24 protein-coding genes, 1 tRNA gene and 1 riboswitch are annotated in these 25,282 nt (G+C 65.1%); of the genes, 11 read left to right on the forward strand and 14 right to left on the reverse strand.

Going from position 1 to position 25,282, the window contains the following annotated elements; translation table 11 throughout:
• The first annotated feature begins 73 nt into the window (after positions 1-73).
• The 6 genes from F7R11_RS02240 to F7R11_RS02265 all read left to right on the forward strand — a co-directional run bounded on the left by F7R11_RS02240 (position 74) and on the right by F7R11_RS02265 (position 5,260).
• Positions 74-823 carry an AAA family ATPase gene (locus F7R11_RS02240; protein WP_064806507.1) on the forward strand — a complete coding sequence of 250 codons (750 nt, stop codon included), beginning with the start codon at positions 74-76 and terminating at the stop codon, positions 821-823.
• 107 nt (positions 824-930) lie between these two features.
• Entirely contained in the window at positions 931-1,722 is a 792-nt protein-coding gene (locus F7R11_RS02245; RefSeq protein ID WP_151180498.1) for a hypothetical protein, read from the forward strand.
• A 177-nt stretch (positions 1,723-1,899) separates the two neighbouring features.
• Positions 1,900-1,984: riboswitch (S-adenosyl-L-homocysteine riboswitch) on the forward strand.
• 112 nt (positions 1,985-2,096) lie between these two features.
• Entirely contained in the window at positions 2,097-3,521 is a 1,425-nt protein-coding gene (gene ahcY, locus F7R11_RS02250) for an adenosylhomocysteinase (protein ID WP_064805977.1), read from the forward strand.
• A gap of 52 nt (positions 3,522-3,573) precedes the next feature.
• Positions 3,574-3,921, forward strand: a complete 348-nt coding sequence (locus F7R11_RS02255; protein WP_021196989.1) for a phage holin family protein — start codon at positions 3,574-3,576, stop codon at positions 3,919-3,921.
• A gap of 10 nt (positions 3,922-3,931) precedes the next feature.
• Positions 3,932-4,762: a methylenetetrahydrofolate reductase [NAD(P)H] gene (gene metF / locus F7R11_RS02260; protein WP_064805978.1), complete on the forward strand. Its 831-nt coding sequence runs from the start codon at positions 3,932-3,934 to the stop codon at positions 4,760-4,762.
• A gap of 36 nt (positions 4,763-4,798) precedes the next feature.
• Positions 4,799-5,260, forward strand: a complete 462-nt coding sequence (locus F7R11_RS02265) for a TfoX/Sxy family protein (protein WP_064805979.1) — start codon at positions 4,799-4,801, stop codon at positions 5,258-5,260.
• Positions 5,261-5,266: 6 nt separating this feature from the next.
• Here the strand turns inward: F7R11_RS02265 and F7R11_RS02270 are convergent, their stop codons facing one another.
• Positions 5,267-5,881: a pyridoxamine 5'-phosphate oxidase family protein gene (locus tag F7R11_RS02270; RefSeq protein ID WP_064805980.1), complete on the reverse strand. Its 615-nt coding sequence runs from the start codon at positions 5,879-5,881 to the stop codon at positions 5,267-5,269.
• A gap of 19 nt (positions 5,882-5,900) precedes the next feature.
• Positions 5,901-6,515, reverse strand: coding sequence for a 5-formyltetrahydrofolate cyclo-ligase (locus F7R11_RS02275; protein ID WP_064805981.1), 615 nt, complete (start codon positions 6,513-6,515; stop codon positions 5,901-5,903).
• A gap of 42 nt (positions 6,516-6,557) precedes the next feature.
• Between F7R11_RS02275 and F7R11_RS02280 the strand changes: the two genes are divergently transcribed.
• From F7R11_RS02280 to F7R11_RS02295, 4 genes are all read left to right on the forward strand, one after another.
• Positions 6,558-8,519 (forward strand): lytic transglycosylase domain-containing protein, encoded by a 1,962-nt coding sequence (locus F7R11_RS02280; RefSeq protein WP_064805982.1) that lies wholly within the window; start codon positions 6,558-6,560, stop codon positions 8,517-8,519.
• 194 nt (positions 8,520-8,713) lie between these two features.
• On the forward strand, positions 8,714-9,718 hold the full coding sequence (locus tag F7R11_RS02285; RefSeq protein WP_064805983.1) for a complex I NDUFA9 subunit family protein: 1,005 nt from the start codon (positions 8,714-8,716) through the stop codon (positions 9,716-9,718).
• Positions 9,719-9,935: 217 nt separating this feature from the next.
• Positions 9,936-10,625 carry a glutathione S-transferase family protein gene (locus tag F7R11_RS02290; RefSeq protein WP_064805984.1) on the forward strand — a complete coding sequence of 230 codons (690 nt, stop codon included), beginning with the start codon at positions 9,936-9,938 and terminating at the stop codon, positions 10,623-10,625.
• A 59-nt stretch (positions 10,626-10,684) separates the two neighbouring features.
• Entirely contained in the window at positions 10,685-11,917 is a 1,233-nt protein-coding gene (locus tag F7R11_RS02295; RefSeq protein ID WP_418324523.1) for a multifunctional CCA addition/repair protein, read from the forward strand.
• A gap of 11 nt (positions 11,918-11,928) precedes the next feature.
• Here the strand turns inward: F7R11_RS02295 and F7R11_RS02300 are convergent, their stop codons facing one another.
• Positions 11,929-12,486, reverse strand: coding sequence for a TetR/AcrR family transcriptional regulator (locus F7R11_RS02300; protein ID WP_064805986.1), 558 nt, complete (start codon positions 12,484-12,486; stop codon positions 11,929-11,931).
• A gap of 89 nt (positions 12,487-12,575) precedes the next feature.
• On the opposite strand from F7R11_RS02300, the gene F7R11_RS02305 reads away from it, so the two are divergent.
• Entirely contained in the window at positions 12,576-13,913 is a 1,338-nt protein-coding gene (locus F7R11_RS02305) for a protoporphyrinogen/coproporphyrinogen oxidase (protein WP_064805987.1), read from the forward strand.
• Between the two features lie 25 nt (positions 13,914-13,938).
• Here F7R11_RS02305 and F7R11_RS02310 read toward each other — a convergent pair whose 3' ends face one another.
• The 11 genes from F7R11_RS02310 to htpX form a co-directional block, all read right to left on the reverse strand.
• Positions 13,939-14,844, reverse strand: coding sequence for a glutamate/aspartate ABC transporter substrate-binding protein (locus F7R11_RS02310; RefSeq protein ID WP_064805988.1), 906 nt, complete (start codon positions 14,842-14,844; stop codon positions 13,939-13,941).
• Positions 14,845-14,925: 81 nt separating this feature from the next.
• Complete coding sequence (locus F7R11_RS02315) at positions 14,926-15,768, reverse strand: beta-keto acid cleavage family enzyme (RefSeq protein WP_064806509.1); 843 nt, start codon at positions 15,766-15,768, stop codon at positions 14,926-14,928.
• Positions 15,765-17,120 (reverse strand): aspartate aminotransferase family protein, encoded by a 1,356-nt coding sequence (locus F7R11_RS02320; RefSeq protein ID WP_064805989.1) that lies wholly within the window; start codon positions 17,118-17,120, stop codon positions 15,765-15,767. Before F7R11_RS02320 ends, F7R11_RS02315 begins: the two co-directional genes overlap by 4 nt.
• A gap of 16 nt (positions 17,121-17,136) precedes the next feature.
• Entirely contained in the window at positions 17,137-18,057 is a 921-nt protein-coding gene (locus tag F7R11_RS02325) for a MurR/RpiR family transcriptional regulator (protein ID WP_064805990.1), read from the reverse strand.
• 182 nt (positions 18,058-18,239) lie between these two features.
• Positions 18,240-18,545, reverse strand: coding sequence for a hypothetical protein (locus tag F7R11_RS02330; RefSeq protein ID WP_048935201.1), 306 nt, complete (start codon positions 18,543-18,545; stop codon positions 18,240-18,242).
• 286 nt (positions 18,546-18,831) lie between these two features.
• Positions 18,832-18,907 (reverse strand) — tRNA-Phe (locus F7R11_RS02335).
• A 67-nt stretch (positions 18,908-18,974) separates the two neighbouring features.
• The gene (locus F7R11_RS02340; RefSeq protein ID WP_021196973.1) at positions 18,975-19,685 is read right to left on the reverse strand and encodes a response regulator; all 711 of its coding nucleotides are present in this window, start codon (positions 19,683-19,685) and stop codon (positions 18,975-18,977) included.
• Positions 19,686-19,721: 36 nt separating this feature from the next.
• Positions 19,722-22,169: a sensor histidine kinase gene (locus F7R11_RS02345; RefSeq protein WP_064805991.1), complete on the reverse strand. Its 2,448-nt coding sequence runs from the start codon at positions 22,167-22,169 to the stop codon at positions 19,722-19,724.
• The gene (locus F7R11_RS02350; protein ID WP_064805992.1) at positions 22,166-22,936 is read right to left on the reverse strand and encodes a DUF4390 domain-containing protein; all 771 of its coding nucleotides are present in this window, start codon (positions 22,934-22,936) and stop codon (positions 22,166-22,168) included. Before F7R11_RS02350 ends, F7R11_RS02345 begins: the two co-directional genes overlap by 4 nt.
• A gap of 13 nt (positions 22,937-22,949) precedes the next feature.
• Complete coding sequence (rsmB, locus tag F7R11_RS02355) at positions 22,950-24,293, reverse strand: 16S rRNA (cytosine(967)-C(5))-methyltransferase RsmB (protein WP_064805993.1); 1,344 nt, start codon at positions 24,291-24,293, stop codon at positions 22,950-22,952.
• A gap of 104 nt (positions 24,294-24,397) precedes the next feature.
• Positions 24,398-25,258, reverse strand: a complete 861-nt coding sequence (gene htpX, locus F7R11_RS02360; protein ID WP_021196969.1) for a zinc metalloprotease HtpX — start codon at positions 25,256-25,258, stop codon at positions 24,398-24,400.
• Positions 25,259-25,282: the final 24 nt, after the last annotated feature.

Here is a 25,282-nt window from a genome sequence, read left to right on the forward strand (position 1 = left end):
TTGCGCTTGCCTGAGCGGTGGACCCATCACTCCACGCTACGATGCTTGCTATCGCTTGCACCTGCGTATGCCCATGCTCACTCGCCAATTCGTCAGCCACGTCACGCTACGGCGCGACACCATCACCACCTTCGACGCCTATCCGTTCAACCTGCCCGCCGTGCGTGCGCTCGACACGCTGACGCTGCACCCGAAGATGACCTTCCTGGTGGGCGAGAACGGCTCGGGCAAATCGACCCTGATGGAAGCGATGGCCGTGGCGATGGGGTTCAACGCCGAGGGCGGCTCGCGCAACTTCAACTTCAGCACGCACGCCTCGCACTCGGAGCTGCACAACCACCTGCGCATCGCCAAGGGCTTCCGCAAGCCGCGCACCGAGTTCTTCCTGCGCGCCGAGAGCTTCTTCAACGTGGCCACCAACATCCAGCGCATGGATGAGGAACCCGGCCCAGGTGGGAGCGTGATTGCATCCTACGGCGGCAAATCCCTGCACGCGCAATCGCACGGCGAGTCGTTCATGGCGCTACTGATGCATCGCTTTGGCGGCAATGGCCTGTATCTGCTCGACGAACCTGAGGCCGCGCTTTCGCCGCAGCGGCAGTTGGCGGTGCTGGCGCGTATGCACGCGCTGGTGCGGCAGGAAAGCCAGTTCATTATCGCCACGCATTCGCCCATTCTGATGGCGTATCCCGACGCCTATATCTATCAGTGCGATGGTGACGGCCTCCGGCGTATTGCCTATGAGGAAACCGAGCACTTTCAGGTGACGCGGGATTTTCTGGCGCATCCGCAGCGGATGTTGAACATGCTGTTGGATCACTGAAGCGCGCATCTTCAATGATTGGCGTTTGTGTTGATTCAGTAACGTGGCGCCGATTTTGGCCGTGGATAATGCAGCCGAGGCCCGGCCACCCAATGCGCCGGCGGCGATTGAGCACCGCAATTGAACGCGAAGCGATGAAACTGAACAGAATGCGATGGATGTTGGCCAGCCTCATGGCGGCCTTGGGCGTGATGGTTGTCGCCGGATGCGCGCAACAACCCGTAGCGTTGGACAAGCGCGCGGATTCCGCGCAACTCGGCACGCAGTGGGGTGAAGGGATTGAATCGCGCCTGCAAACGGTGGATCTCCGGCGTGTGAGCAGCGAGCCGGTGACTCAGCACACGCTGTCGTACTCGGAGGCCAGCGGAGAGGGCCGGGCCGTCCGCGAAATCATGCTCGCCAAAGGCCGGATCGGATTGACCGTGCTTCGTGACGGGAACGAGCCCTGGTCGATTTACCTGGATGGCACGAACGCTCACCTGAAAGGGAAGAAGGGTGAGCGCTATGTGTTGCAGTATCAGAATTACTCGAAGCAGACCATCTACGAAATCGTCGCCACGGTGGATGGCCTGGACGTGATGAACGGCCGGGCAGGCAGCATCCGAAACAATGGCTATGTTCTGAAGCCGGGTGAAACCCTGCAGGTGGAAGGATTCCGCAAGAGCCGGAAGGAAGTGGCAGCGTTCCGGTTTGCTGAGGTGGACGACGCCTACGCGGCCAACAGCAAGAACGGGGCGGCCAGCAATGTTGGTGTGATTGGTACCGCCGTGTTTGAGCTGTACGACCCTAACAAGAAGAACAAGCCGTCGCCAGCGGAAGGCCCGAATGCATTCCCGGGCGATGACAAATCGGGCGACGATCATCGCTTTGCCGGCCCACCCGAGTACAGGAAAGGCTGATCGCCTCACGGGGCCGTCGTTGACGGCCAAGGTGGCGAAATCGCGACGCTGAAAGCGAGGCCGGCTCCGGGCGAAAGCCTTGACCGGCCTCGTTTTCATTTGCCGGTGGCCTCATGCATCACACGGCAAGCGCGTGTTGGCCTGCCGCAGCGGGAACGAATCCGCTACAATCCAGCCCATTCCGAGGAGCGTTGCAACGGACGGGCCGAGTCTTCCAGACCCCCGCCGCCAGGCTCGGAAGTTCAAACGGCGCTCGCAGTATCGTGGCTACACGATGGCGAGAACGCATCTATCCGGGGTCCAGCACATTGGCGCCCCGTCTCAGCAGTTATCTCTCCAGCGTGCGGTCACCCAAATCTTGACGGAGTGATCCAATGAACGCTGTGACCGATCTGAAGAACGACTACCTCGTCGCCGACATCAAGCTGGCCGACTGGGGCCGCAAAGAAATCGCCATTGCCGAGACCGAGATGCCCGGCTTGATGGCGATTCGCGACGAGTTTGCCGCCAGCCAGCCGCTCAAGGGCGCGCGCATTGCCGGCTCGCTGCACATGACCATCCAGACCGCCGTGCTGATCGAGACGCTCAAGGCACTCGGCGCCGACGTGCGCTGGGCCTCGTGCAACATCTTTTCGACGCAGGATCACGCTGCCGCCGCGATTGCCGTGTCGGGCACGCCGGTGTTTGCGTACAAGGGCGAATCGCTCAAGGAATACTGGGACTTCACGCACCGCATCTTCGAATGGGCCGACGGCGGCACGCCCAACATGATCCTGGACGACGGCGGCGACGCGACGGTGCTGCTGCACCTGGGCGCCAAGGCTGAGAAGGATGCTTCCGTCATCTCCAAGCCGACCAGCGAAGAAGAGACGTACCTGTTCGCGGCCATCAAGGACAAGCTGACCAAGGACGCGACCTTCTACAGCCGCAACCTGGAAGCCATCAAGGGCGTGACCGAAGAAACCACCACGGGCGTGCACCGCCTGTACCAGATGGCGCAGCGCGGCGAACTGCGCTTCCCGGCCATCAACGTGAACGACTCGGTCACCAAGAGCAAGTTCGACAACCTGTACGGCTGCCGTGAATCGCTGGTCGACGGCATCAAGCGCGCGACCGACGTGATGATCGCCGGCAAGGTGGCCATCGTGGCCGGCTACGGTGACGTGGGCAAGGGCTCGGCACAGGCACTGCGTGCCCTGTCGGCGCAAGTGTGGGTGACCGAGATCGACCCGATCTGCGCACTGCAGGCCGCCATGGAAGGCTACCGCGTGGTCACCATGGACTACGCTGCCGAGCACGGCGACATCTTCGTCACCTGCACGGGCAACTACCACGTCATCACGCACGACCACATGGCCAAGATGAAGGACCAGGCCATCGTCTGCAACATCGGCCACTTCGACAACGAGATCGACATCGCCTCGATCGAGAAGTACCAGTGGGAAGAGATCAAGCCGCAGGTCGATCACGTGATCTTCCCGGACGGTAAGAAGATCATCATCCTGGCCAAGGGTCGCCTGGTGAACCTGGGTTGCGCCACGGGCCACCCGTCGTACGTGATGAGCAGCTCGTTCGCCAACCAGACCATCGCCCAGATCGAGCTGTGGACCGAAGCGGTGAAGGGCTCGAACAAGTACCCGGTGGGCGTGTACACGCTGCCCAAGCACCTGGACGAGAAGGTCGCGCGCCTGCAGTTGAAGAAGCTGAACGCGCAGCTGACCGAGTTGACGGATCAGCAAGCCGCGTACATTGGCGTGAGCAAGCAAGGCCCGTACAAGGCTGACCACTACCGCTACTAAGCTGTACCCGCCGGCGGCACCCCGCCGCCGGCATTCAACCCGAGGACTCCCCATGAGACTGCTCGCCGTCTGGGTCATCAACGCGCTGGCGTTGCTGCTTGTCGCCTATCTGCTCAAAGGCATCCACGTCGCCGGCTTCACCTCCGCACTGATCGCGGCGCTTGTGCTGGGTCTCGTCAATACGCTGATCCGTCCGATCCTGGTCATCCTCACCCTGCCGGTGACGATTCTCACGCTCGGGCTGTTCATCTTCATCATCAACGCGCTGCTGTTCATGTTTGTCGGCAACGTGCTGTCGGGCTTCCAGGTGGCCAGCTTTGGCTCGGCGCTGCTGGGCTCCGTGCTGTACAGCGTGATCTCGTGGCTGCTGTCCAGCTTGCTGCTGGGCGAGCGCCGTTAATGGGTCTTCCATGAACGATCGTCAATTCAGTTTCGAATTCTTCCCGCCCAAGACGGCGGAAGGTGCCGAGAAGCTGCGCAACACGCGTGCACAGCTCTCGCCGCTCAAGCCGCGCTTCATTTCCGTGACCTTCGGCGCAGGCGGCACCACGCAGCAGGGCACGCTCGATGCCGTGGTGGAAATCCAGCGCGAAGGCATCGAGGCTGCGCCGCACCTGTCGTGTGTGGGCTCGTCGCGCGAGAGCATTCGCGCCATCCTCAACACGTATCGCGAGAACGGCATCCGCCGCATCGTCGCGCTGCGTGGCGACATGCCCTCGGGCATGGGTGAGATCGGTGAATTCCGCTATGCCAACGAGCTGGTCGAGTTCATCCGCCAGGAAACCGGCGACGCCTTCCACATCGAGGTCGCGGCGTATCCGGAGTACCACCCGCAGGCGCGTTCGCCCAAGCACGATCTGGACAACTTCGCCCGCAAGGTGAAGGCTGGCGCCAACTCCGCCATCACGCAGTACTTCTTCAATGCGGATGCGTACTTCCAGTTTGTTGCCGACGCGCACAAGCTGGGCGTGGACGTGCCCATCGTGCCCGGCATCATGCCGATCACGAATTCGTCGCAGCTGATGCGCTTTTCCGAGATGTGCGGCGCTGAGATTCCGCGCTGGGTGGCCAAGCGTCTGGAGAGCTTTGGCGATGACCGCGAATCGATCCGCGCCTTTGGCCTGGATGTGGTGACGGCGCTGTGTGATCGTCTGCTGCAAGGCGGTGCGCCCGGCTTGCACTTCTACACGCTCAATGCAGCCGGTTCCACGCGCGCCATCTGGCAGCGCCTCGGTCTGTAAGCAAGCGACAGAAAAAGAGAAGACAAGGAGATCGTCATGGCAGCCGCACCTGATCCGCTGGTCGCCTGGTTGCTTGACGAACTCCGACCGCTCGCCGCGCAGATCGGCGAGATCCGCGCCCGCCGGATGTTCGGCGGTGCGGCCCTGTATTACGACGACATTGTCTTCGCGCTGGTGATCGACAGCACCTGCTACCTGCGCGTGGATGACGCCACGCGGGTGCGCTTTCTTGCGGAAAAGTCGGTGCCGTTCAGCTACGACCGTGAGGGTCGCACCATCAGCATGAAGGGGTACCTGAGCACGCCGGCCGATGCGCTGGATGGTGGCCAGCCGCTGCGCGATTGGGTACGCCTGGCGATCGAAGCTGCGCTGCGCGAGGCGAATGCGAAAGCGGCCAAGCCGAAACGCGCCGCCACACAGACAACGGCGACCAAGAAGGCCGCCGTCAAGAAGGTCACTGCCAAGACCACCGCCGCTAAGAAGACAGCCAAGCGCTGAACGCGCTCAATACAGCGTCGTCTTCAACCGCTCGGGCAGTTCGCGGTCGTAGGCTTCCCCATCGAATGTGCCGCCGCTGATGTGCTGCAGGATCTTGCCTGCGGTGGGCAGCGCGGGTTTTGTCTCCTGCGCGCCGCGTTCCCACAGCTTGGAGCGCACCACCGCCTTCGAGCAGTGGAAGTACACCGACTGCACATTCACGATGATCACGCTGCGCGGCAGCTTGCCCTGCACGGCAGATGCGGCGAGCAACTCAGGATCGGTCGAGATGGTGGCCGTGCCGTTCACGCGCAGTGTTTCCCCCGCACCCGGCACGATAAAGAGCACCGACACGCGCCCGTCTTCCACGATGTTGCGCAGGTTGTCGATACGGTTGTTGCCGGGCCGATCGGGAATCACCAGTGTGCGTTCGTCGAGGATGCGCACAAAGCCCGGCGCGTCACCCTTGGGCGAGGCATCCGTGCCCTGCTCGCCCACCGACGACAGCACGATGAACGGCGAGGCCTCCACGAACGCGCGGTAGTCCGCGTTCAGGTGGTCGATCTCTTTCAGGACGGAGCGCGGGTTCGGGGTGCCGTAGACGGTTTCGAGGTCGGCAACGGTCTTCAACGTATGGGACATAGGCGTTCCTGCGGGAGAGTTAAAAGACGCCACGCTCGGTGACGATGCAGTCGAGCGCGATGTCGTGCGATTGCGGTGCGATGGATTCCACCCGGTTCACCTCGAACGCCACGCCAATGGTGTATGGACGGTGGCCAGCGGCGAGCAGCGCGGCGAGTGTGCGGTCGTAGAAGCCGCCACCGTAGCCGATGCGATAGCGTTGCGCATCAAAGCCCACACAAGGAATCAGCAAGGCATCGGGCGTTTCCATCTCACCCGAGCGGGGGATGGGGATGTTGTACGCGCCCGTCGCCATTTCACAATCGGGCGTCCAGCGCCGAAACTGCAGGGGCGAAAACTTGTCAGTCACCACGGGCAGCAGCGCGTGGCGCGTGGCATCCGCCGTCAGCCAGTGGCCCAGCACGGTCAACGCATCGAATTCGCCCTGCGTTGGCCAGTAGGCGGCCAGGCGTTTGATGGGCAGCGTGCTCAGCAGGTCAGCCAGGTGATGCGCCAGCGCGGCATCGTGGGCAACGCGGCCCGGCAGCGCGGCGCGCGCATCGAGCAGTATGGCGCGCAGCGTGCGGCGCGATTCGATGGGCGTGGTCGCGATTGTCGGACGTGCCGGATCGTGCGGGTTCCCTAAGGCTGGCATGGGATAATCGACGGACCTAACAGTGATTGGATGGGGTAGGAGATGGCATTGAAGGGCAAGGCAGTATATCGCGCAGTGGCGCTGGCTTTTGCAGGGGTGATCGGCATCGGCGCGGTGGGTCCGCTGAGTCCCGTTGGGGTGGCTGCACCGGCCAAGCGGCAGGCACCGCAAGGCATTCCGGCCAATCCGGACGACGCCTTCGTCGAGTTGCGCAACGCCGCACGCCGCAACGACGTGTCGCGCAGCTGGGAGCTGGCCGACAGCCTGTCCGATTACCCGATTCAGTCGTACGTGCAGTATTTCCGCATCAAGCCGCAGCTGTTTGACGCCAGCGGTTATGCACGCACGGATGCGCCGGAAGACGAGATCCGCCCGTTCCTGCAGCGCTACCAGGGCGACGCCATTGCCGACCGTTTGCGCAACGACTGGCTGCTCGTGCTCGGCAAGAAGCGCGACTGGGCCACCTTCGATGTCGAGTACCCGAAGTTTGTGCTCAAGGACGACACGCAGGTCGAGTGCTATGCCCTGCTGTCGCGCGCCATGAAAGGCCAGAACGTGGCTGCCGATGCGCGCAACACGCTGGCTGACCCGAAGGGCTATGGCGAAGGCTGCGTCGACCTGATCGGTTATCTGGCGCAGGCCAACCAGTTCACGCGGGCGGACGTGGCCTTTGCGGCGCGCCTGTCGCTGGAGCAGAACCTGGTGACGCAGGCGTCGCGCATTGCGGCGGTGCTGCCCGAGGGCGATCGCGTGGACAACGACACACTGGCCAACGTCACCCGCATGGCGCGCAATGACCCGTCGCAGGCCACGGCGTATCTGATGGCGCAGAGCGGCGGCCTCTCGCGTGAAGAGCAAGGCGCGGGCTGGGGCGTGATCGGCCAGTACGCGGCCAAGAAGCAAACGCCGGATGCGCTCGATGCCTACCGTCGCCAACTGACGCTGGGCGGCGATGCGTGGCTGTCGGACGATTCGCAGGAATGGCGCGTACGCACCGCCCTGCGCGCGGGCGATTGGAAGATGGTGCGCCAGGCCATCGACAAGATGCGCCCCACCCTGCGCGATCGTGATCCGGCCTGGACGTACTGGTACGGCCGTGCGCTCAAGGCAGACAACCGTAACGACGACGCCAACAAGCAGTTCCAGTCGATCGCCGGGCAGTTCAACTTCTACGGCCAGTTGGCGCAGGAAGAACTCGGCCAGCGCATCACGGTGCCGCCAAAGACCACCGTCACCGATGCCGAGATCGACCCGATGGGCCGCAACCACCCGGGCTTCGGTCGCGCCAAGCGCCTGTATGACCTGAACCTGCGCTTTGAGGGCAACCGCGAGTGGAACTGGGAGCTGCGCAACATGAGCGACCGCGAGCTGATCGCCGCGGCGGAATACGGCCGCAAGCTCGGCCTGCTCGATCGCACCGTCAACTCGGCGGACAAGACCCGCGCCGAGCATGATTTCTCGCTGCGCTTCCCCACGCCGTTCCTCAACGTGGTGCAGCGCAACGCCGATGCCGTTGGTCTGGACATCGCCTGGGCCTATGGCCTGATCCGCCAGGAGTCGCGCTTCATCATGGATGCGCGCTCGTCGGTGGGCGCCTCGGGTCTGATGCAGGTGATGCCGGAAACCGCCAAGCGCGTGGCCAAGAAGATCGGCCTGCCGGGCTTCCGCCCCTCGCAGATGAGCGACATCGATACCAACGTGCTGCTGGGCACGAGCTACCTGTCGATGATCCTGACGGATCTGGATAGCTCGATGACGCTGGCAACTGCCGGCTACAACGCCGGCCCTGGCCGCCCGAAGCGCTGGCGCTCGACGCTCACGCGCCCGGTGGAAGGCGCGATCTTCGCCGAGACGATTCCCTTCAACGAGACGCGCACGTATGTGAAGAACGTGCTGTCCAACGCCACGTACTACAGCGCGCTGATGACCGGCCGCCCGCAGTCCTTGAAGGACCGCCTGGGCAAAGTCGGGCCGGAGGCGGTGACACCGGACGACCTGCCGTAAGCGACGCAATCATCATCTGCATCAAAAAAACGCCCGCAGCAATGCGGGCGTTCTGCTTTGGGGACGGGCGTGCTTGCGATCACAACGGTGCGGCGCGGAGCACATCGCACCGGTACGCCTTGGGGGCGGTCGCCTTCGGGATGTATTGTGGTGGAGCCCCCTCTGTCCCTCTCCTCCCGTCTTGGAGATGCATCATGCACACCTCCAATCTGCTCGTTTTCGGTGGCACCGGTTTCATCGGCACGCAGTTGCTCTCGCGGCTGGTGACCGAGACCTTTGCCGCGCCCGGCCTGCCCGAAGGCCGCGTGATCGTGCCCACGCGCGATGCCGAATCCGCTCGGGCGCACAACCTGACATTGCTGCCGCGCGTGGATGTGATGGATGCCGACATCTACGCCGACGACGCTCTCGACGCGCTATTCCTGGCGCTCACTGAACGCGGCGGCAAGCACTGCGCCGTCATCAACCTCGTCGGCGTGTTGCAGGACGAGCGTGCGATGCCCTACGGTCCTGCGTTCCAGCGCGTGCACGTTGACTTGCCGCGTCGCATCGTCGCCGCTTGCCGCCGGCACGGCGTAGACCGGCTGCTGCACATGAGCGCGCTGGGCGCTGATCCGGCCGGCCCGTCGATGTATCAGCGCAGCAAGGGCGATGGCGAACGCGTGGTGATGAACAGTGAGCTGGACTGGACGGTGTTTCGCCCCTCCGTGGTGTTTGGCCCGCAGGATCACTTTCTCAACCTGTTCGCCCGCATGCAGTGCATGGCGCCGTTCGTGCCGCTGGCCTGTGCTGATGCGCGCTTCCAGCCGGTCTATGTGGACGACGTGGCGGCCGCCTTCGTCAACGCGCTCGACAACCCGGCCACCATCCGGCATGCGTATCCGCTGGTCGGCCCGCGCATCTACACGCTGGCTGAACTGATGCGCTTTGCAGGACGCGCCAGCGGCCACCGCCGCTGGATCGTGCCGCTGCCGGAGGGCCTGGGCCGCATGCAGGCGGCGCTGTTCGAGCACCTGCCGGGGGCGCCCATCTCGCGCGATAACCTGGATTCCATGCGCGTGGACAACGTCAGCATGGAGCCCGTTGCCCCGGAACTCGGCATCCACCCGCTCGGGATGGAGGCCGTGATGCTGCCTGCGCTGGCCGGATTCGGCCTGAACCCAAGGCTGAGCGCAGCGCGCGCCCGGGCGCATCGGTAGCGGGCCTGCACCGCAGCGCGCCTCGCTTGTGAGGCCACTTCACAACCGTGGCCAATCCGTTTCATTTTGTCGCGCTGCAGCGCAGGGCTAGAATGACTCGTTCGCCCCACGCTGCAGCCCCTTTCTCCATCGCCAAACACAAGAGCGTTCTGGTGCGTCGGCGTGACATACGCGAACTCCCACAATAATTGCAGTGCACTCTCCAAGGACGGGAATCATGAAACTGGTCATCGGCAACAAGAACTATTCGTCGTGGTCGCTACGCCCGTGGCTGCTGGCCAAGCAGGCCGGCATCCCGTTTGAAGAGATCCGTGTGCGCCTGGCGAGCGAGACCTTTGCCGCCGACGTGGCACGCCATTCGCCCGCTGGCCGTGTGCCCGTGCTGGTGGACGGTGACATGAACGTGTGGGATTCGCTCGCCATCTGCGAGACGCTGGCCGAGCGCTTCCCACGCGCGCAACTGTGGCCGGCGGACCCGAAGGCCCGTGCGCACGCCCGCTCGATCTGCGCCGAGATGCACTCCGGCTTTGGCAACCTGCGCAACAACATGCCGATGAACGTGACGGCCGTGCTGCCCGGCATGGGCTGGAACGTGGCCGTGCAGCGCGACATCGATCGCATCGCGCAGATGTGGACCGAGCTGCGCCAGAAGTACGCCGCCGAAGGCCCGTTCCTGTTCGGCCACTTCACGGTGGCAGACGCGTTCTACGCGCCGGTGGTCAGCCGCTTTGCCACGTACGGCGTGCGCCTGCCCGAAGCCGCCAAGGCCTATGCAGACCACATTCTCAACCTGCCCGCCATGCAGGAGTGGATTGACGGCGCACGCGCTGAGAACGACTTCATCGCCGACGACGAGCCGTACCGCACCGCGCTGGATGAGGAAACGCTGGTCGCCGCCAATCAATGACGGAACGCGCAACACAAGCGGGGCGCGCCGAAGCCATTGTTGATCCGGCCACGCACGGGCTGGAGGTATATGCCGTGGGCGGCGCGATTCGTGATGCGCTGCTCGGGCTGCCCGTGCAGGATCGCGACTACGTGGTCGTTGGCGCCACGCCGGAAGACCTGGAGGCACGCGGCTTTCGTGCTGTCGGCAAGGATTTCCCGGTCTTCCTGCACCCGCGCACGCAGGCCGAGTACGCCCTCGCCCGTACCGAGCGCAAGACGGCGGCTGGCTATAAGGGCTTCTCGGTCTACTACGCGCCCGACGTCAAACTCGAAGACGACCTGATCCGCCGCGACCTGACCATCAACGCGATGGCGCAGCGTGTGGCGGAAGATGGTGCGCTGGTTGGCCCGGTCATCGACCCGTACGGTGGGCAGGCGGATCTGTCCGCGCGCACGTTCCGGCATGTGTCGGATGCGTTTGTGGAAGACCCGGTGCGCATCTTGCGCCTGGCGCGCTTTGCGGCGCGTTTTGCCGAATTTCACGTTGCGCCCGAGACCAACGCGCTGATGCAGCGCATGGTGCAGGCCGGTGAGGTGGATGCACTGGTGCCCGAGCGCGTGTGGCAGGAAATCGCCCGCGGGCTGATGGAGGCGCACCCGCAGCGCATGTTTGCCGTGCTGCGTGACTGTGGCGCGCTGGTGCGCTTGCTGCCCGAGCTCGATCGGCTGTGGGGCGTGCCGCAGCGTGCCGACTATCACCCCGAAGTCGACACCGGCGTGCACACCATGATGGTGATCGAGACCGCCGCCGCCATGGGCGCGCCGCTGCCCGTGCGCTTTGCTGCGCTGGTACATGACCTCGGCAAGGGCACCACGCCCGACGACATCCTGCCGCGCCACATCGGCCACGAAGACCGCAGCGTGCCGATGATCGAGGAGGTCTGCCAACGCCTGCGTGTGCCGACGGATTGCCGCGAGCTGGCATTGGTCGTCGCACGCGAGCACGGCAACATCCACCGCAGCGATGGGTTTGATGCGACGGCGCTGGTACGCCTGCTGGAGCGCTGCGACGCGCTGCGCAAGCCCGAGCGTTTCCGTCTGGCGCTGCAGGCGTGCGAGGCGGATGCCCGTGGCCGACTCGGGTTTGAGGATCGCGCCTATCCGCAAACGGAACGCCTGTTGCAAGCGTTGCAGGCCGCATCGTCCATTGATGCCGGCGCCGTTGCCAAGCGCTACGCCGACAACCCGGCGCACATCAAGCAGGCCGTGCACGTGGCGCGCATCGAGGCGGTCACGCAGGCCGGTATCTAGCGCAACGCAGCTCAGCTCGGCTCGGCCTGCGCGGCCAGCCGCTGCGACATCGCAAACAACTTCAGGAAGAACGCACGGAACGCCTCGGGATCGGGGCGTGCCGTGGTCTGCTGCGCGCCGATAAAGCACAGGTGCGCGATGCGGCCCCAGAACGCCGCGTCATCCGGTGCGCCACCCTCCAGGCTGCACAGCGAGGTGGCGAAGGCCAGCCGCAGGGCATCCACACGCTGCATGGTGTCGGCCACCAGCGGCTCGCGCATCGCCCAGGCGCGGATGGCGACTTCGCGCTGCGGGTGCATCGATGCGGCGACGTCGAGGTAGCGCATGAGCAGGGTCTCTGCCGTGTCGCCAGGCTGGATGAGCGAGAGGATGCTGCCGGTATAGGTGCGCTCCCACTCGGCAAGCAGGCTGCGCACGTAGTCGTCGCGGCTGGTGAAGTGGTGGTAGAACGCGCCGCGTGTCACGTTCAGGCGACGGGCGAGGCGCTCCGCAGAAATGCCGACAGCCCCTTCGATGTCGAGCAACTCGAAACCGGCTTCGATCCAGTGCGCGCGGGTGGTCTTGGGCATGGTGGCGTCCTTGGGGCAAAAACTGACAGGCTGTGTAGGGTGCGCAGCCGGCCGGTATTGTAGGCGCCGTCATCTCCTTCTTCCTTGCCATGCGACATTTCATCGTTGTGGGTGCGGGCATTGCCGGGCTCAATGCCGCGCGCCATCTGCAGCGGGCCGGCTGCTCCGTCACCGTGCTGGAAGCGGCACGCTCGCCCGGCGGGCGCATCCGCAGCGTGCCCTTCCACGGCCAGACCATCGAGTGCGGCGCGCAGTTCGTGTCATCGCGCTACCGCTACGTGCTGCCATTGCTGCAGGAGGCTGGGCTGGCCTCGCGCCTGCGCAAGACTTCGGCGGTGGCGGCCATGCAACGCGGGCCGGTGTTCCATGCGGTGCACAGCAAGCGCCCATGGACGCTCGGCACCAGCGGCCAGCTCACCTGGGGTGAAACCTGGCAAATGCTGCGCGGTGGCCTGGCCACCGCACGCGAGGTACGCGGCGTCGACCCGAGCCATTACGCCAGCCTCGCCGCACTGGACGACGAGGATGCGCAAGCCTGGAGCACCCGCGTGTTCGGCGAGGCTGCCGCGCGCTATTTCTTCGAGCCGATGGTCCACGGCCTGTACTTCCATCGGCTGGCCGGCACGTCACGCGCGCTGCTGGGTGCGCTCACGGCCTTCAACGGTGCTGACACGCTGACGGTCGATGGTGGCTGGCAAGCCCTGCCGCGTGCGATGGCTTCAGCGCTCGACGTGCGTTACGGCGCGAATGTGGAGCAAGTCAGCGAAACGTTGGAAGGCGTACGCCTGTGCGTGAACGGGGAATGGCTCGATGCCGATGGCGCGGTGCTTGCCGTGCCGGCGCATATCGCACGCGCATGGTTGCCGCAGACTAGGCTTGGAGAATCTGCCGTGCTGGAGGCGCGCTACGCACCGAGCGTGCATGTGGCGCTGGGGCTCCCGCCGTCCTGGTCGGCACCCAAGGTGTTCCAGCCGGTGTATGGCGCGCTGTTTGCGCCGGTGGAGGGCAGTCCGCTGGCCGCACTCACGTTTCAGCAGGGGAAGACGCCCGGCGATGGTCCGATCGTCTGCGCGATGCTGGGCGAGCAGGCGGCGGCAAAGGTCGGGCACTTGAGCGATACAGCGCTGGTGCGCTTTGTCGTGGAGGCGATGGCCGCGCACCTGCCTGGCATCGACCGGGCTGCGGTGTCGACACACCTGCAGCGCTGGGAGGCAGCCGAGCCACGCTCACCCGTGGGCCGCGCACGCGCGATCGCGGCTTACCGCAACACACTCGGGCGCGATCGTCGTGTGGTTCTGGCGGGGGACTACCTCGGCAGCCCCTGGACGGATGGCGCTGCCGAAACCGGCCACTGGGCCGCACAGCATTTGCTGGCGGCCCGCATGCAGCGGCCGGATCACGCTGCACTTGCGCGGGCCGTTGCCTGAGCGGAACTGATGTCGGCCTGTCCGCTTACTCGAACGGCGTGTCGTTCGGGTTGGCGTACAGCGCCTTCAACGGATCGCTCATCTTGAAGTTGAAGTTCAGGCTCTTGGGCGGCACCGGACTCTCGAACCACTTGGCGTAGAGCGTATGGATCTCGCCGCTCTTCATGACGCTGGTGAGCGTGTCGTCCACCAGCTTCTTGAACGGCGGATCATCCTTGCGCAGCATGAAGCCGTACGCCTCGAACGATTGCGGCGTGCCGGTCACGACCCAGTCGGTGGGCTTCTGGGCGAGTGTGCGTGCGCCGGCCAGCAGCACGTCGTCCATCATGAACGCCGCCACGCGGCCGCTCTGCAGCGTGAGGAAGGATTCGCCATAGTCCTTGCCGCTGATGACGTTCATGTTCATCTTCTTCTCGTCGTTCATCTTGCGCAGGATGCGCTCCGACGTGGTGCCCGCATTGGTGATGACCGACTTGCCTGCCAGGTCCGGGAAATCCTTCACGCCCGAGTTCACGCCCGTCAGCAGGCGCGTACCTGCGATGAAGAAGGTGGTCGAGAACGCCGTCTGTTGCTCGCGCGACTTCAGATGCGTGGTCACGCCGCACTCCAGATCCACCGAGCCGTTCTGCACGAGTGACGTGCGGTTCTGCGAGGTGACCGGAATCTGCTGCACCTGCAGGTTGGGCTTGCCGGTCTTCTGCTTGACCGCGTCGATTACGCGTGTGCACAGGTCCGCCGAGAAACCGATGATCTTGTTCTGGCTGTCGCGGTACGAAAACGGAATCGACGATTCGCGCACGCCGATCAGGATGGTGTTGCTGTCCTGGATCTTCTTGAGCGTGCCGTCGAGTGCCTGCGCCTGTGCGCCAACGGCGGACAGGGCGGCCAGCGCCAGCGGGATGGACCGGATACACCGGGTGGTCAAACGCATGCTTCCTCCAATGGTTGTGTGACGCGGCCTTGTGTGTGGCCGTCTGGTCGGTGGCTTCGTGGTGATGAATGCGAAAGAGGCCTAGCGGCCGAACCAGGCGCGCAGCTCCGCCGCACTGGCCAGTGGGCGATGCAGTGCGTCGAGGTGGCCTCGCAGGTTGGTGATGAGTGCCGCGTTGTCGGGCGCGGTGCTGCCGTCGGGCAGCATCATGTTGTTCTCGAAGCCCAGGCGGGCGTGACCACCGAGCAGGGCTGCGGTGAGCGCGCATTCGGCTTCGCGCGGGCCGAATGCACACATCGCCCACGGCACGTTGGCGGTGACCTCGCCGCCGTCAGCCCAGGCTTGCAGGAACGGCAGCAGATCCGACGGATCCGAGCGCTGCCCCGCCGAGTAGCGGCCGAGCACGAACAGCACCCAATGCGGTGTATCAGGCAACACACCGCGCGCACGCAGGTCGCGGTAGCGCACCACGTCATCGGCGGAATACAGGATGTACTGGATGGCCGTGCGCGCCGCGGCAAGCTCGCCAAAGAAGCGCGTGGCTTCTGCCTCGTGCGCCGTATCCGGAACCAGTTCGCGCAGCGCGGCGGAGATGGCCTCCGGCTGCAAGGCCCGCACCGAGGCCATTTGTTGTTCCGGCGTGTAGATGCCGACCGCTTCCGTGGTGATCTGGAGGACCAGTGCATCACCCACCGCCTGCCGTACGGCGGCGATGGCCGGGCGGTAATGGTCGGGCTCCAGGCTGTGCGTGCCATCGGGGCGGCGCACATGCAGATGCAGCATTGCGGCGCCGGCCTCGACGCACTGGCGTGCGCAGGCGGCCAGTTCGTCGGGCGTGATCGGCAACGCGGGGTGATCGATGTGCGTCTTGCGTGCGCCATTGGGCGCAACGGCGATGGCGATGGGCTGGTTGGCTTGGTTCACCACACGGCCTCCGGTGCGTGGGCGGTGGCGGCATCCACGGCGTCGCCCAGGCGTTCGACGATGGCGTCGATGTCCTGCGCGGTGGCGATGAACGGCGGCGCGAGCAGGATATGGTCGCCGCGCTGGCCGTCGATCGTGCCGCCCATCGGATAGACCATCAGGCCACGCTGCATGGCTTCAGCCTTCACGCGTGCGTGCGTTTTGTGCGCAGGTGGCAGCGGTGCCTTGGTGGCACGGTCGGCAACAAGCTCCACGCCAACGAACAGCCCGCGGCCACGCACATCGCCCACGTGTGCATGGTCGGCAAAGCGGGCGCGCAATGCGGTGCGCAGTTGTTCGCCGCGCCCCCGCACGTTGGCAAGCAGGTTCTCTTCGGCAATCACCTTCTGCACTTCCAGTGCAGCTGCACACGCGGTGGCGTGGCCGATGTAGGTGTGACCATGCTGGAAGAAACCGCTGCCCCGCGTGATGGCGTCATAGATGCGGCGGCTCACCAACGTCGCGCCGATCGGCTGATACCCGCCGCCCAGGCCTTTGGCAATGGCGATCAGGTCCGGCACCACGCCGTCTTCTTCACAAGCAAACAGGTAACCCGTGCGGCCCATGCCGGACATCACCTCGTCCAGCAACAGCAGCACGCCGTGACGGTCGCACACCGAGCGGATGCGGCGGAAGTAATCAGCCACCGGCGGCACCGCGCCGGCCGTGGCGCCGACCACCGTCTCGGCGACAAACGCGGCGACGTTTTCAGAACCCAGCTCGACGATCTTCGCGTCCAGTTCATCGGCCAGGCGCTGCACGTATTGCCCATCGGTCTCGCCGTCGAGGCGCTCGCGGTAGGCGAAGCACGGCGAGACGTGATGCGCGGGCACCAGCAGCGGCAGGAAGGGCTCCCGACGCCAGGCGTTGCCGCCAATCGCCAGCGCGCCGAGCGTGTTGCCGTGATAGCTCTGGCGACGCGCGATGAAGAGCTGGCGCTGCGGCTGGCCGATCTCGACGAAGTATTGGCGCGCGAGTTTCAGTGCGGCCTCGATGGCTTCCGAGCCACCGGAGACGAAGTACACGTGATCGAGATCGCCCGGCGCTGCGGCGGTCAGGCGTGCGGCCAACTCCTCGGCCACATCTGTCGTGAAGAACGACGTATGTGCGTAGGCCAGCGCGCGCACCTGCTTGCAGATGGCCTCGACCACGCGCGGATGCCCGTGGCCGAGGCACGAGACGGCCGCACCGCCGCAGGCATCCAGGTAACGCTTGCCGTCGGAGTCGATGAGGGTCATGCCCTCGCCGCCGACGGCGGTGGGCAGCGTCTTGCGCGGGTCGCGATGGAAGACGGCGGTGGTGGACGGTGTCATGGTCGGTCGGGGTGTGTCAGCGTTGGGTGGGGACGACGGGCGCGGGATGCGCGACAGCCGCTTCACTGCGGCGGGCACTGCGCACGTAGGCTTGTTGCTGTTTGAGTTGGGCGTCGCTGTCGGCCAAGTGGGCGAGCGCGGTGGTGCCGGCGCGGCGGAACCATGTCATCAGCAGCGCATCGAGCAGTGCCAGCGGCGCGGCCAGCGAATGGAAGAACGACGGGATCGCCACGGGCGCAACGAGCTGCTGCCACGCCAGCTCGGCACCGGGCGCGATCGCGCTGTCGGTCACATAGACGAGGCGTGCGCCGCGGGCATGCGCGTACTGCATCGCCTCGATCACTTCGCGCGTGTACGGGTCGAACGTGACAGCGATGACGACATCGCCCTCCCCGCAAAAACGCAGCGGATCGGCCAGCGTGTTGCCTGCGCCGCTGCACAGCGTGACCTTGTCGTCGAACAGCTGCGCGGCGTAACCAAATGCGTGCGTGAGCGCGAGGCAGCTGCGCGCGCCGAGCAGATAGACGCGGCGTGCGGCACACAATGCGTCGGCGGCGGTTTCCAGCGCGGCCAGATTGGCTGGAGAGAACGCCGATTGCACGTGCGCGCCGATGGCGGTGCCGATGCGTTCGGCATCGGACGCACCTGCCGCATCGGTACCCTGCAGCGTGCTGGCCCGGCCGGCAAAGCCGTCTGCCTGCTGGCGCAGTTGATTCACGCAGATGTCGCGTAGCGCGGCAAAGTCTTCAAAACCCAGCGCCCGTGCAAGGCGCGAGAACGTAGCCGGCGGCAGGTCGCAGCGCCGCGCCAGATCGCGCATGGAAAGCAGCGCGATGTCGTGCTGGTGGGTTTCCAGCAGCATGGCGGCACGCTGCAACTGCGGCGACAGATCTGCTGCGCGTTCGCGCAACGTCTGCATGAGCCTTTCGAAAGTCATCGAGATCGCGATATTTGATTCAATTGTTTCGTAAACTACTAAGTTGAAACAAATGAGTCAATGCCGAAATCACTCCAGCGTGGCCCAGAAAGCAAAACGGCCGCATCCAGGAAGGTGCGGCCGTGGCGGGCAAACAAAAACGGAGGCCGAAGCCTCCGTCTAGGGTGTGATGCGCGGGATGCTCAGGCGGTCGGAGCGTCCAGCTGCTCCATGCGGAACTGGAAGAACCCTGCAGCAATGAGACCCAGCAGGCTCACCGCCATGAACGAACAGGCCAGGGTCATGACCGCCGCCAGCGGGGTCACGCCGTTCACGATCGGCGTGTGCATCAGGGCCGACAGATTGCCGCCCACCCACATGGTCGCGATCAGCGCCATCAGGCACGTCAGCGCTGCGGCATTGCGCAACCACGTCAACCGCGTCTTGCGGCTGATGCCGTCGAAAGCGTGGAAATGGAAGTGGTGGTGACCGGTGCCAACGAGTGCCATGGAGAATCTCCTTGTGCTTGCCGTTTGATAGCGTTGAGTCACTATACCGAGACCTGCGACAGTTTGGCGCAGTTTGCGGCGCTAGGTATACCCTAAGCTGCGGCGCGTCAAGAGGTTCTGTGGCAATTTTTGTGTCTGCGACGTTCCGCCACAGATCGGCGACTGGCGCGGCGCTCCGGCAACTGGAGGGCGTCAGGAAGACGAGGCCGGAAATGAAAAAAGACCTCGCGACGAGGTCTTTTTTGTTGCTCCGCAGAATTGATACACCTTGCGGAACGAAGAATTTTGGTGGCCTGGGGCGGAATCGAACCACCGACACGCGGATTTTCAATCCGCTGCTCTACCAACTGAGCTACCGGGCCAGAACAGAAAAGCGAGTATGGCAGGGTTTGCCCCCTGTCGTCAAGCCCTGTTGAAAAAGAGATTGGATCAGACCGTCGGCTCGCCCTTGTTGCGCGAGAGCTCGACGCCCAATTGCTTGAGCTTGCGGTACAGGTGCGTGCGCTCCAAGCCGGTTTTCTCGGCCACACGGGTCATGCTGCCGCCCTCGCGCTGCAGGTGGTATTCGAAGTAGGCGCGCTCGAACAGGTCGCGTGCTTCGCGCAGCGGCATGTCGAACGAGAATTGCATGCCGCCGCCCTCGACCGTGCGGACCGGTGCGCCGTTGATGTCGGTGCGGTCGATCGTGGCAGGTGCCCCCGCAATGGCCGCATTCGGTGCCGCGCCCGCGCCTGCAGCCGGTGCTGCAAGCGGTGCCGCTGCGCGCGGCTTCTCCTTGCTGCGGGACAGCCCCTGCTCCACTGCGCTCAGCAGCTTTTGCAGCGCAATGGGCTTCTCCAGGAAATTCAGCGCGCCGATCTTGGTTGCTTCCACGGCGGTGTCGATGGTCGCATGGCCCGACATCATGATGACGGGCATGGTCAGCAGGCCCTGCGATGCCCATTCCTTGAGCAGCGTGACGCCGTCGGTATCCGGCATCCAGATATCGAGCAGGACGAGGTCGGGGGTTCCGTTCGCGCGGTGTTCGCGCGCGCGCTGCGCGTTCTCGGCGACTTCGACAACGTGCCCTTCGTCTCCGAGAATTTCGGAGAGCAACTCCCGGATACCCATTTCGTCGTCGACAACGAGGATGGTGGCCATGCTTTTCCTCTATGTGCGGCGGGATTGCCGTCCGCGTCAGGCAAGTTTTACGAACAGTATGGAAACCTGGGCGCCGACGGTGTCGGTGCCCGTTTGACCCGATTGGCCGTTGCGCAATTCGATGCGCGCCCCGTGCTCGTCCATGATCTTCTTCACCATGGCCAAGCCCAATCCTGTGCCCTTGGCTTTGGTCGTGACGTACGGCTCGAAGGCGCGGTTTAGGATGCGGGATGAAAATCCGCCGCCGTTGTCCGCGATCGCAAGCCGCACGGCCTGCCGCCGCGCGCCCGAGGCGTCGTCGTATTCTACCGTGTCAGTTTGCAACATGACATGTGCGGCAGGTCTTCCGGCGCTTTCGTTCTCGGCCACGGCGTCCTGCGCGTTCTGCAGCAGGTTGTGGATGACCTGGCGCAGCTGGGTCGGGTCGCCCTTGATCAACGGCAATCCCTCGCCCAACTTGACCTCGATGACGGGGTGATCGTGCTGGCTAGGGTGATCGATGCCGTACAGGTGCAGCACCTCAGAGGCGAGCGCGTTGAGGTCCAGTTCCTGTAGTACAGCGGGCGGTGTGCGCGCGTAGTCGCGGAAGTCGTCCACCATGCGCTTCATCGCCGCGACCTGGTTGACGATGGTGGTGGCGCCACGGCGCAGCACCTCCGCATCGGCGTCGGACAGCTTGGGCGAGAGCTTCATCTCCAGGCGCTCGGCCGACAGCTGGATGGGCGTGAGCGGGTTCTTGATTTCGTGCGCGAGACGGCGCGCGACTTCACCCCATGCCACCGAACGCTGCGCCGAGATCACGTCGGAGATGTCGTCGAACACCACCACGTAACCGCGCTCCGTGCCGTGCGCACCCACTGACGGCCCCGGCAGGCGCGTGCCGCGCACCAGCAGCGTGAGTGGCTCGTCTTCGTCTTCGAGCGGAATCTCCACTTGCTTCTGCCAGTGTGCCGCGGCGCCGCCGGCTGCGGCACTGGCGTCTTGCTCGGCGAAAGCCTGCTCGACCACTTGGTCAAAGGCCGACAGCGGCACGATGCTGGCCAGCCCCTGCCCGACCCACGCGCCGAATGGCTGCTTGAAGATGCGCTCGGCACCCGGGTTGGCAGTCAGCAGGACAAAGCGATGGTCGAACACGAAGACGCCTGCGGTCAGGTTGGTCAGCACGCTTTCAAGATAGGCTTTCGATTGCTCGAGTGCTGCACGGTTCTGCTCAACGGCGCGGCGCGCGTCGGCAAGCTGGCGCGTCATCTGGCTGAACTGCTGCGTCAATACGCCGAGCTCGTCGCGCGTGTGCAGTTCACGTTTGGGAGAGAGATCGCCCTCGGCCACCTCGCGCGTGCCCTGCAGCAGCATCAGCAGTGGTCGTGCGAGTTGCGCGCCCAGCAGCAGCGCCAGCATCACTGCAATGAACACGGCGAGGAACAGCGTGAGCGTGAGCGTGCCGATGTACATCTTGCGCAGGCCGGTGCGGCCGAGCGCTTTCTCCTGGTATTCCTGATACGCACGCTGAACCGCATCCGCATTACGGGCGAGCGCCTGCGGCACCGGCTGTATGAGCTGCAGGAAGCGCTCTTCGCGGCCGGTTTCGCCCGTCAGGCCAAAGCCGCGTGAGACGCCCCCGTTGCCGTCTTCCGAGCGGCGGTCGGCCAGCAGGCCGGTGCCGGCCCACTTGCGCGCCGGCGAACTGGATCCGAGCGTGGGCTCCTCGCGCGAGGTCGTGCCCAGTGCCACCACCACGCGCAATTGATAGAGATCGTTGTGACGGTTGTTGCTGCGCGTGGAGGGCGTGGGGCCGGTGTCGCCTTCGCTGTCGCTGCCGCCTTCGAGGCTGGCGTAGCCGCCGGGTGCGCGCGCCTGTTCGAGGATGGCTTGGTCGGGCAGGCTCGGCACGAGCGTGTCGTAGGTGCTCGATGCGGTGGCGACCACGCGGCCGTTGGCGGTGAAGATGGTCGCTTCCTGCACGCCAAACTGTTCGCGCAGGCGGTTGAGTGTGATGGCTGTGGCCGAGGCCGAGCCGTCGCCCACCTGTTCGGCAATCAGGCGGCCCTTGTTCTGTAGGTCGGCCAGCGACGCATCCATGGTCGTGCGGCCGAGGTTCAGCCCCGCCTCCAGCGCCGATTCGACCTTCACGTCGAACCATGACTCGATGCTGCGCGAGACGAACTGCAGCGACACCAAGTAGATCAGCACGCCCGGCAGCACGCCCACCACGCCGAAGAACACGGCGAGCTTGGTCATCAGCCGCGTGCCGAACTTGCCGCGCCGCGCGCGCAGCGCCAACGCCAGCATCAACCCGCCGATGATCACCACCAGCAGCACGCCAATGACGAGGTTGACCTTGTAGAGCAGCGTGAAATACCGGTCGAAGAATTCGGTGTTGGCCGAAGCTGCTGCCAGCAGCCCCACCAGTACGATCGCCAGAAAGACGATGGTGCCCGCCACCACCTGATACAGCAGGCGCTTGTAACTGCGGTCGAAGATCATTTGGCGGGCGCCAGCAACGAACCTGCGTTGCCGGGTCCGGCGCTCATGCCCCAGCCCGGATTGGGCGACAGGCCCGGCGCAGGCGTTGACGAGGCGGGTGCGCTGGCCGCGGGTGCTGAGACCGACGGTGCAGGCTGTGGTGCCGACGGGGGCGATGCAGGTTCGCTCGGCACCAGGAAGCCGAACTGCTTCCATTCGGAAGCGAGGTTCCAGTCGCGCGTATTGACGGCGTTGATCTGGAACGGCTTGGGCAACTGCGTCACGTCCAGGCGCATGCGGACTTGGGCCTGTACGGTCTCACCGGTCTTGACGGCGCCACGTTCGAATACACGCCAGCCGCGCACGTGCTGCATGAAGTCGACCGCGTCTTTCAGGCGCGAGAACGGCACTTGCAGGCCACCGGTCGATACCCGGTACTGGCGCGTCAGCGGATGGTAGGACAGGCGCACCACGCGCGTGGCACTGACGGCATGGTCATCGAACCAGTACCAGCGCGGGCGGATCAGCTCGAACTCGACAAGAAAATACAGCGCGATGCCTTTGTTGACCGCATCTTCGAGGTTGCTGGGCAGATCGAAGTCGAAATCGGCGGTGAGGTTCCAGCCGCCGTCGGCGTATTCCAGCTGGGCGCGGTTGACTTCGATGGTTTGTGCGGACGGCGCTGTCGGCCACAACAGGCACAGCATGCCCAATACGACAAGCCGGTGCAGCATCTGCCGGAATCGGGCGGGCAGCAGCTGGAGCGATGGGCGGAGGAAGACAGTCACAACGGTCGTCGCATCAGGGCCGTTTCTGGAACACCGCGTAAAAGAAGCCGTCGTGGTCGAGCGGCAGTGGCGAGACACCCGGGATGAAACCGCCGGTCGGTGCCGCGTCGGGCGCGACGGGCAACAACGCGGGCAGCAACTGGCCGGGCGCGTGCAATCGTATCGCATCTTCGAGATGGCTTTCAAACCATCGGGCCTGCGCTTCACCTTCCGTCGGGAAAATCGAACACGTGACATAAACCAACTTGCCACCGGGCGCGAGGCATGCCCAGAGGGCGCGCACGATGTCGCGCTGCAAGGCGGCCAGTGCCTTGAGATCGGCCGGGCGGCGCAGCCAGCGGATGTCCGGGTGGCGCCGCACGATACCAGCGGCCGAGCACGGTACGTCGGCGAGGATGCGGTCGAACGGGCGGCCGTCCCACCAAGTGCCGGGCTGGGCGGCGTCGCCCACGCAAACGGTGGCGGTTTGGGATAGGCGTGCGAGATTCTCGTTGATGCGCACCGCGCGTGCGGCGTCGGATTCGAGCGCTGTCACGTCCAGGTCGTCAGCCAGTTCCAGCAGATGGCCGGTCTTGCCACCGGGCGCGGCACAGGCGTCCAGCACACGCTGGCCCGGTGCCACGTCGAGCAGGGTTGCAGCCAGTTGCGCGCCGGCGTCCTGCACGGAGACGTCCCCTTCGGCAAAGCCGGGGAGTTCGGCGACCGGTACGGCGCGCGCGAGGCGCACGGCCTGCTCGCCGATGCGTTCGGCGTCGATGCCGGCCTCGGCCAGTCGAGCAAGGTAGTCATCCACGGCAACACGACGCGGGTTCACGCGCAACACCATCGGCGGGCGGCGGTTGCCGGCGGCCAGGATGCCTTGCCAAGTGTCGGGATAGGCGCTGCGCACGGCGTCGATCCACCATTGCGGATAGTTGGTGGTGGCCACCGGGTCAGCCTGCATGGCGGCGACGAGTTCACCTTGTTCGCGCAGGAAACGCCGTAGCACGCCATTGATCATGCCCTTGCCGTGCGCGAGCTTCGGGTCGGCCGAGGCGGCCCGCACGGTCTGGTCAACCACAGTGAACGGCGTGTACGGCGGCGGCGCATCCAGCAATTGCGCCAGCGCGACGCACAGCAGGTTTGCAGCGCTTTCGGCGGGCGTGCGCGGGATCAGCGTGCGGATCAGCCAGTCCGTGCTGCCGAGCCAGCGTGTCGCACGGTAGGCGAGATCCTGCACGGCGCCGCGCACCGGAGCCGGCTGGCCCTGGCAGGCGGCTTCAATGGCCTGGGGCAATGCCGTGCCCTGCCGCAGCTTGCCCAGTACAACGGCGGCAAGCGATAAGGCATGGGCGAGAGAATCGGGCGGCAGGCGCATTGGAGCAGCAGAAAATCAGACGGGAGAAAAGCAACGAGCCCGCGATGGGCGGGCTCGTGCGGACGGTGAAAGTATAAAGGATGCGCCTGATCGGGCCGCCTCTTTTACGTCGGATACTGCCCGGTCTGCGCCATCTGCATCAGGCGCGCGATGCGCTCTTCCGTGGCCGGGTGCGTGCTGAACAGGTTGGCCAGACCGCCGCCATGCAGCGGGTTCATGATCATCATCTGTGCGGTAGCCGGGTGGGCCTCGGCAGCGGCAAACGGGATGCCGGCGGCATAGCGGTGGATCTTGTCCAGCGCCGACGCCAATGCTTGCGGGTCGCCGCTGATGGTGGCGCCGCCACGGTCGGCTTCAAATTCGCGCGCGCGGGAAATCGCCATCTGGATCATCGCCGCTGCCAGCGGGGCGAGAATCGCCACGGCAATCCCGGCGATCGGGTTGGCCGGACGGCCTTCGCTGTCGCGCCCACCGAAGAACACCGCAAAGTTGGCCAGCGCCGAGATCGCACCAGCCATGGTGGCCGAGATGGTCGAGATCAGGATGTCGCGGTGCTGCACGTGCGCCAGTTCGTGCGCCATCACACCGCGCAGTTCGCGCTCGGAGAGGATGTTGAGGATGCCGGTGGTGGCGGCCACCGCGGCATGCTCCGGGTCGCGGCCGGTGGCGAAGGCGTTGGGCTGGGCTTCGTCGATCAGGTACACGCGCGGCATCGGCAACTGCGCACGCGTGGCCAGCTCGCGCACCATGCGGTAGAACTGCGGCGCGCTGGTCTCGGTGACTTCCTGCGCGTTGTACATGCGCAGGACCATCTTGTCGGAGAACCAGTACGAGAAGAAATTCATGCCCAGCGCGAACAGCAGCGCCAGCATCATCCCACTGCGTCCGCCGATCATGCCGCCGATGACGATGAACAGCGCGGTGATCGCTGCCATCAGCATGAAGGTCTTGATCCAGTTGAACATGGGGGCGTGGCTCCTGTGGGTCTA

The organism is Ralstonia insidiosa (assembly GCF_008801405.1).
GTDB lineage: Bacteria > Pseudomonadota > Gammaproteobacteria > Burkholderiales > Burkholderiaceae > Ralstonia > Ralstonia insidiosa.

Bases quoted from the DNA above. Each gene is read 5' to 3' on its own strand.
- F7R11_RS02240 (WP_064806507.1), top strand. From the start codon at position 74: ATGCTCACTCGCCAATTCGTCAGCCACGTCACGCTACGGCGCGACACC.
- ahcY (WP_064805977.1), top strand. From the start codon at position 2,097: ATGAACGCTGTGACCGATCTGAAGAACGACTACCTCGTCGCCGACATC.
- F7R11_RS02255 (WP_021196989.1), top strand. From the start codon at position 3,574: ATGAGACTGCTCGCCGTCTGGGTCATCAACGCGCTGGCGTTGCTGCTT.
- metF (WP_064805978.1), top strand. From the start codon at position 3,932: ATGAACGATCGTCAATTCAGTTTCGAATTCTTCCCGCCCAAGACGGCG.
- F7R11_RS02265 (WP_064805979.1), top strand. From the start codon at position 4,799: ATGGCAGCCGCACCTGATCCGCTGGTCGCCTGGTTGCTTGACGAACTC.
- F7R11_RS02270 (WP_064805980.1), bottom strand. From the start codon at position 5,881: ATGTCCCATACGTTGAAGACCGTTGCCGACCTCGAAACCGTCTACGGC.
- F7R11_RS02275 (WP_064805981.1), bottom strand. From the start codon at position 6,515: ATGCCAGCCTTAGGGAACCCGCACGATCCGGCACGTCCGACAATCGCG.
- F7R11_RS02280 (WP_064805982.1), top strand. From the start codon at position 6,558: ATGGCATTGAAGGGCAAGGCAGTATATCGCGCAGTGGCGCTGGCTTTT.
- F7R11_RS02285 (WP_064805983.1), top strand. From the start codon at position 8,714: ATGCACACCTCCAATCTGCTCGTTTTCGGTGGCACCGGTTTCATCGGC.
- F7R11_RS02290 (WP_064805984.1), top strand. From the start codon at position 9,936: ATGAAACTGGTCATCGGCAACAAGAACTATTCGTCGTGGTCGCTACGC.
- F7R11_RS02300 (WP_064805986.1), bottom strand. From the start codon at position 12,486: ATGCCCAAGACCACCCGCGCGCACTGGATCGAAGCCGGTTTCGAGTTG.
- F7R11_RS02305 (WP_064805987.1), top strand. From the start codon at position 12,576: ATGCGACATTTCATCGTTGTGGGTGCGGGCATTGCCGGGCTCAATGCC.
- F7R11_RS02310 (WP_064805988.1), bottom strand. From the start codon at position 14,844: ATGCGTTTGACCACCCGGTGTATCCGGTCCATCCCGCTGGCGCTGGCC.
- F7R11_RS02320 (WP_064805989.1), bottom strand. From the start codon at position 17,120: ATGACACCGTCCACCACCGCCGTCTTCCATCGCGACCCGCGCAAGACG.
- F7R11_RS02325 (WP_064805990.1), bottom strand. From the start codon at position 18,057: ATGACTTTCGAAAGGCTCATGCAGACGTTGCGCGAACGCGCAGCAGAT.
- F7R11_RS02330 (WP_048935201.1), bottom strand. From the start codon at position 18,545: ATGGCACTCGTTGGCACCGGTCACCACCACTTCCATTTCCACGCTTTC.
- F7R11_RS02340 (WP_021196973.1), bottom strand. From the start codon at position 19,685: ATGGCCACCATCCTCGTTGTCGACGACGAAATGGGTATCCGGGAGTTG.
- F7R11_RS02345 (WP_064805991.1), bottom strand. From the start codon at position 22,169: ATGATCTTCGACCGCAGTTACAAGCGCCTGCTGTATCAGGTGGTGGCG.
- rsmB (WP_064805993.1), bottom strand. From the start codon at position 24,293: ATGCGCCTGCCGCCCGATTCTCTCGCCCATGCCTTATCGCTTGCCGCC.
- htpX (WP_021196969.1), bottom strand. From the start codon at position 25,258: ATGTTCAACTGGATCAAGACCTTCATGCTGATGGCAGCGATCACCGCG.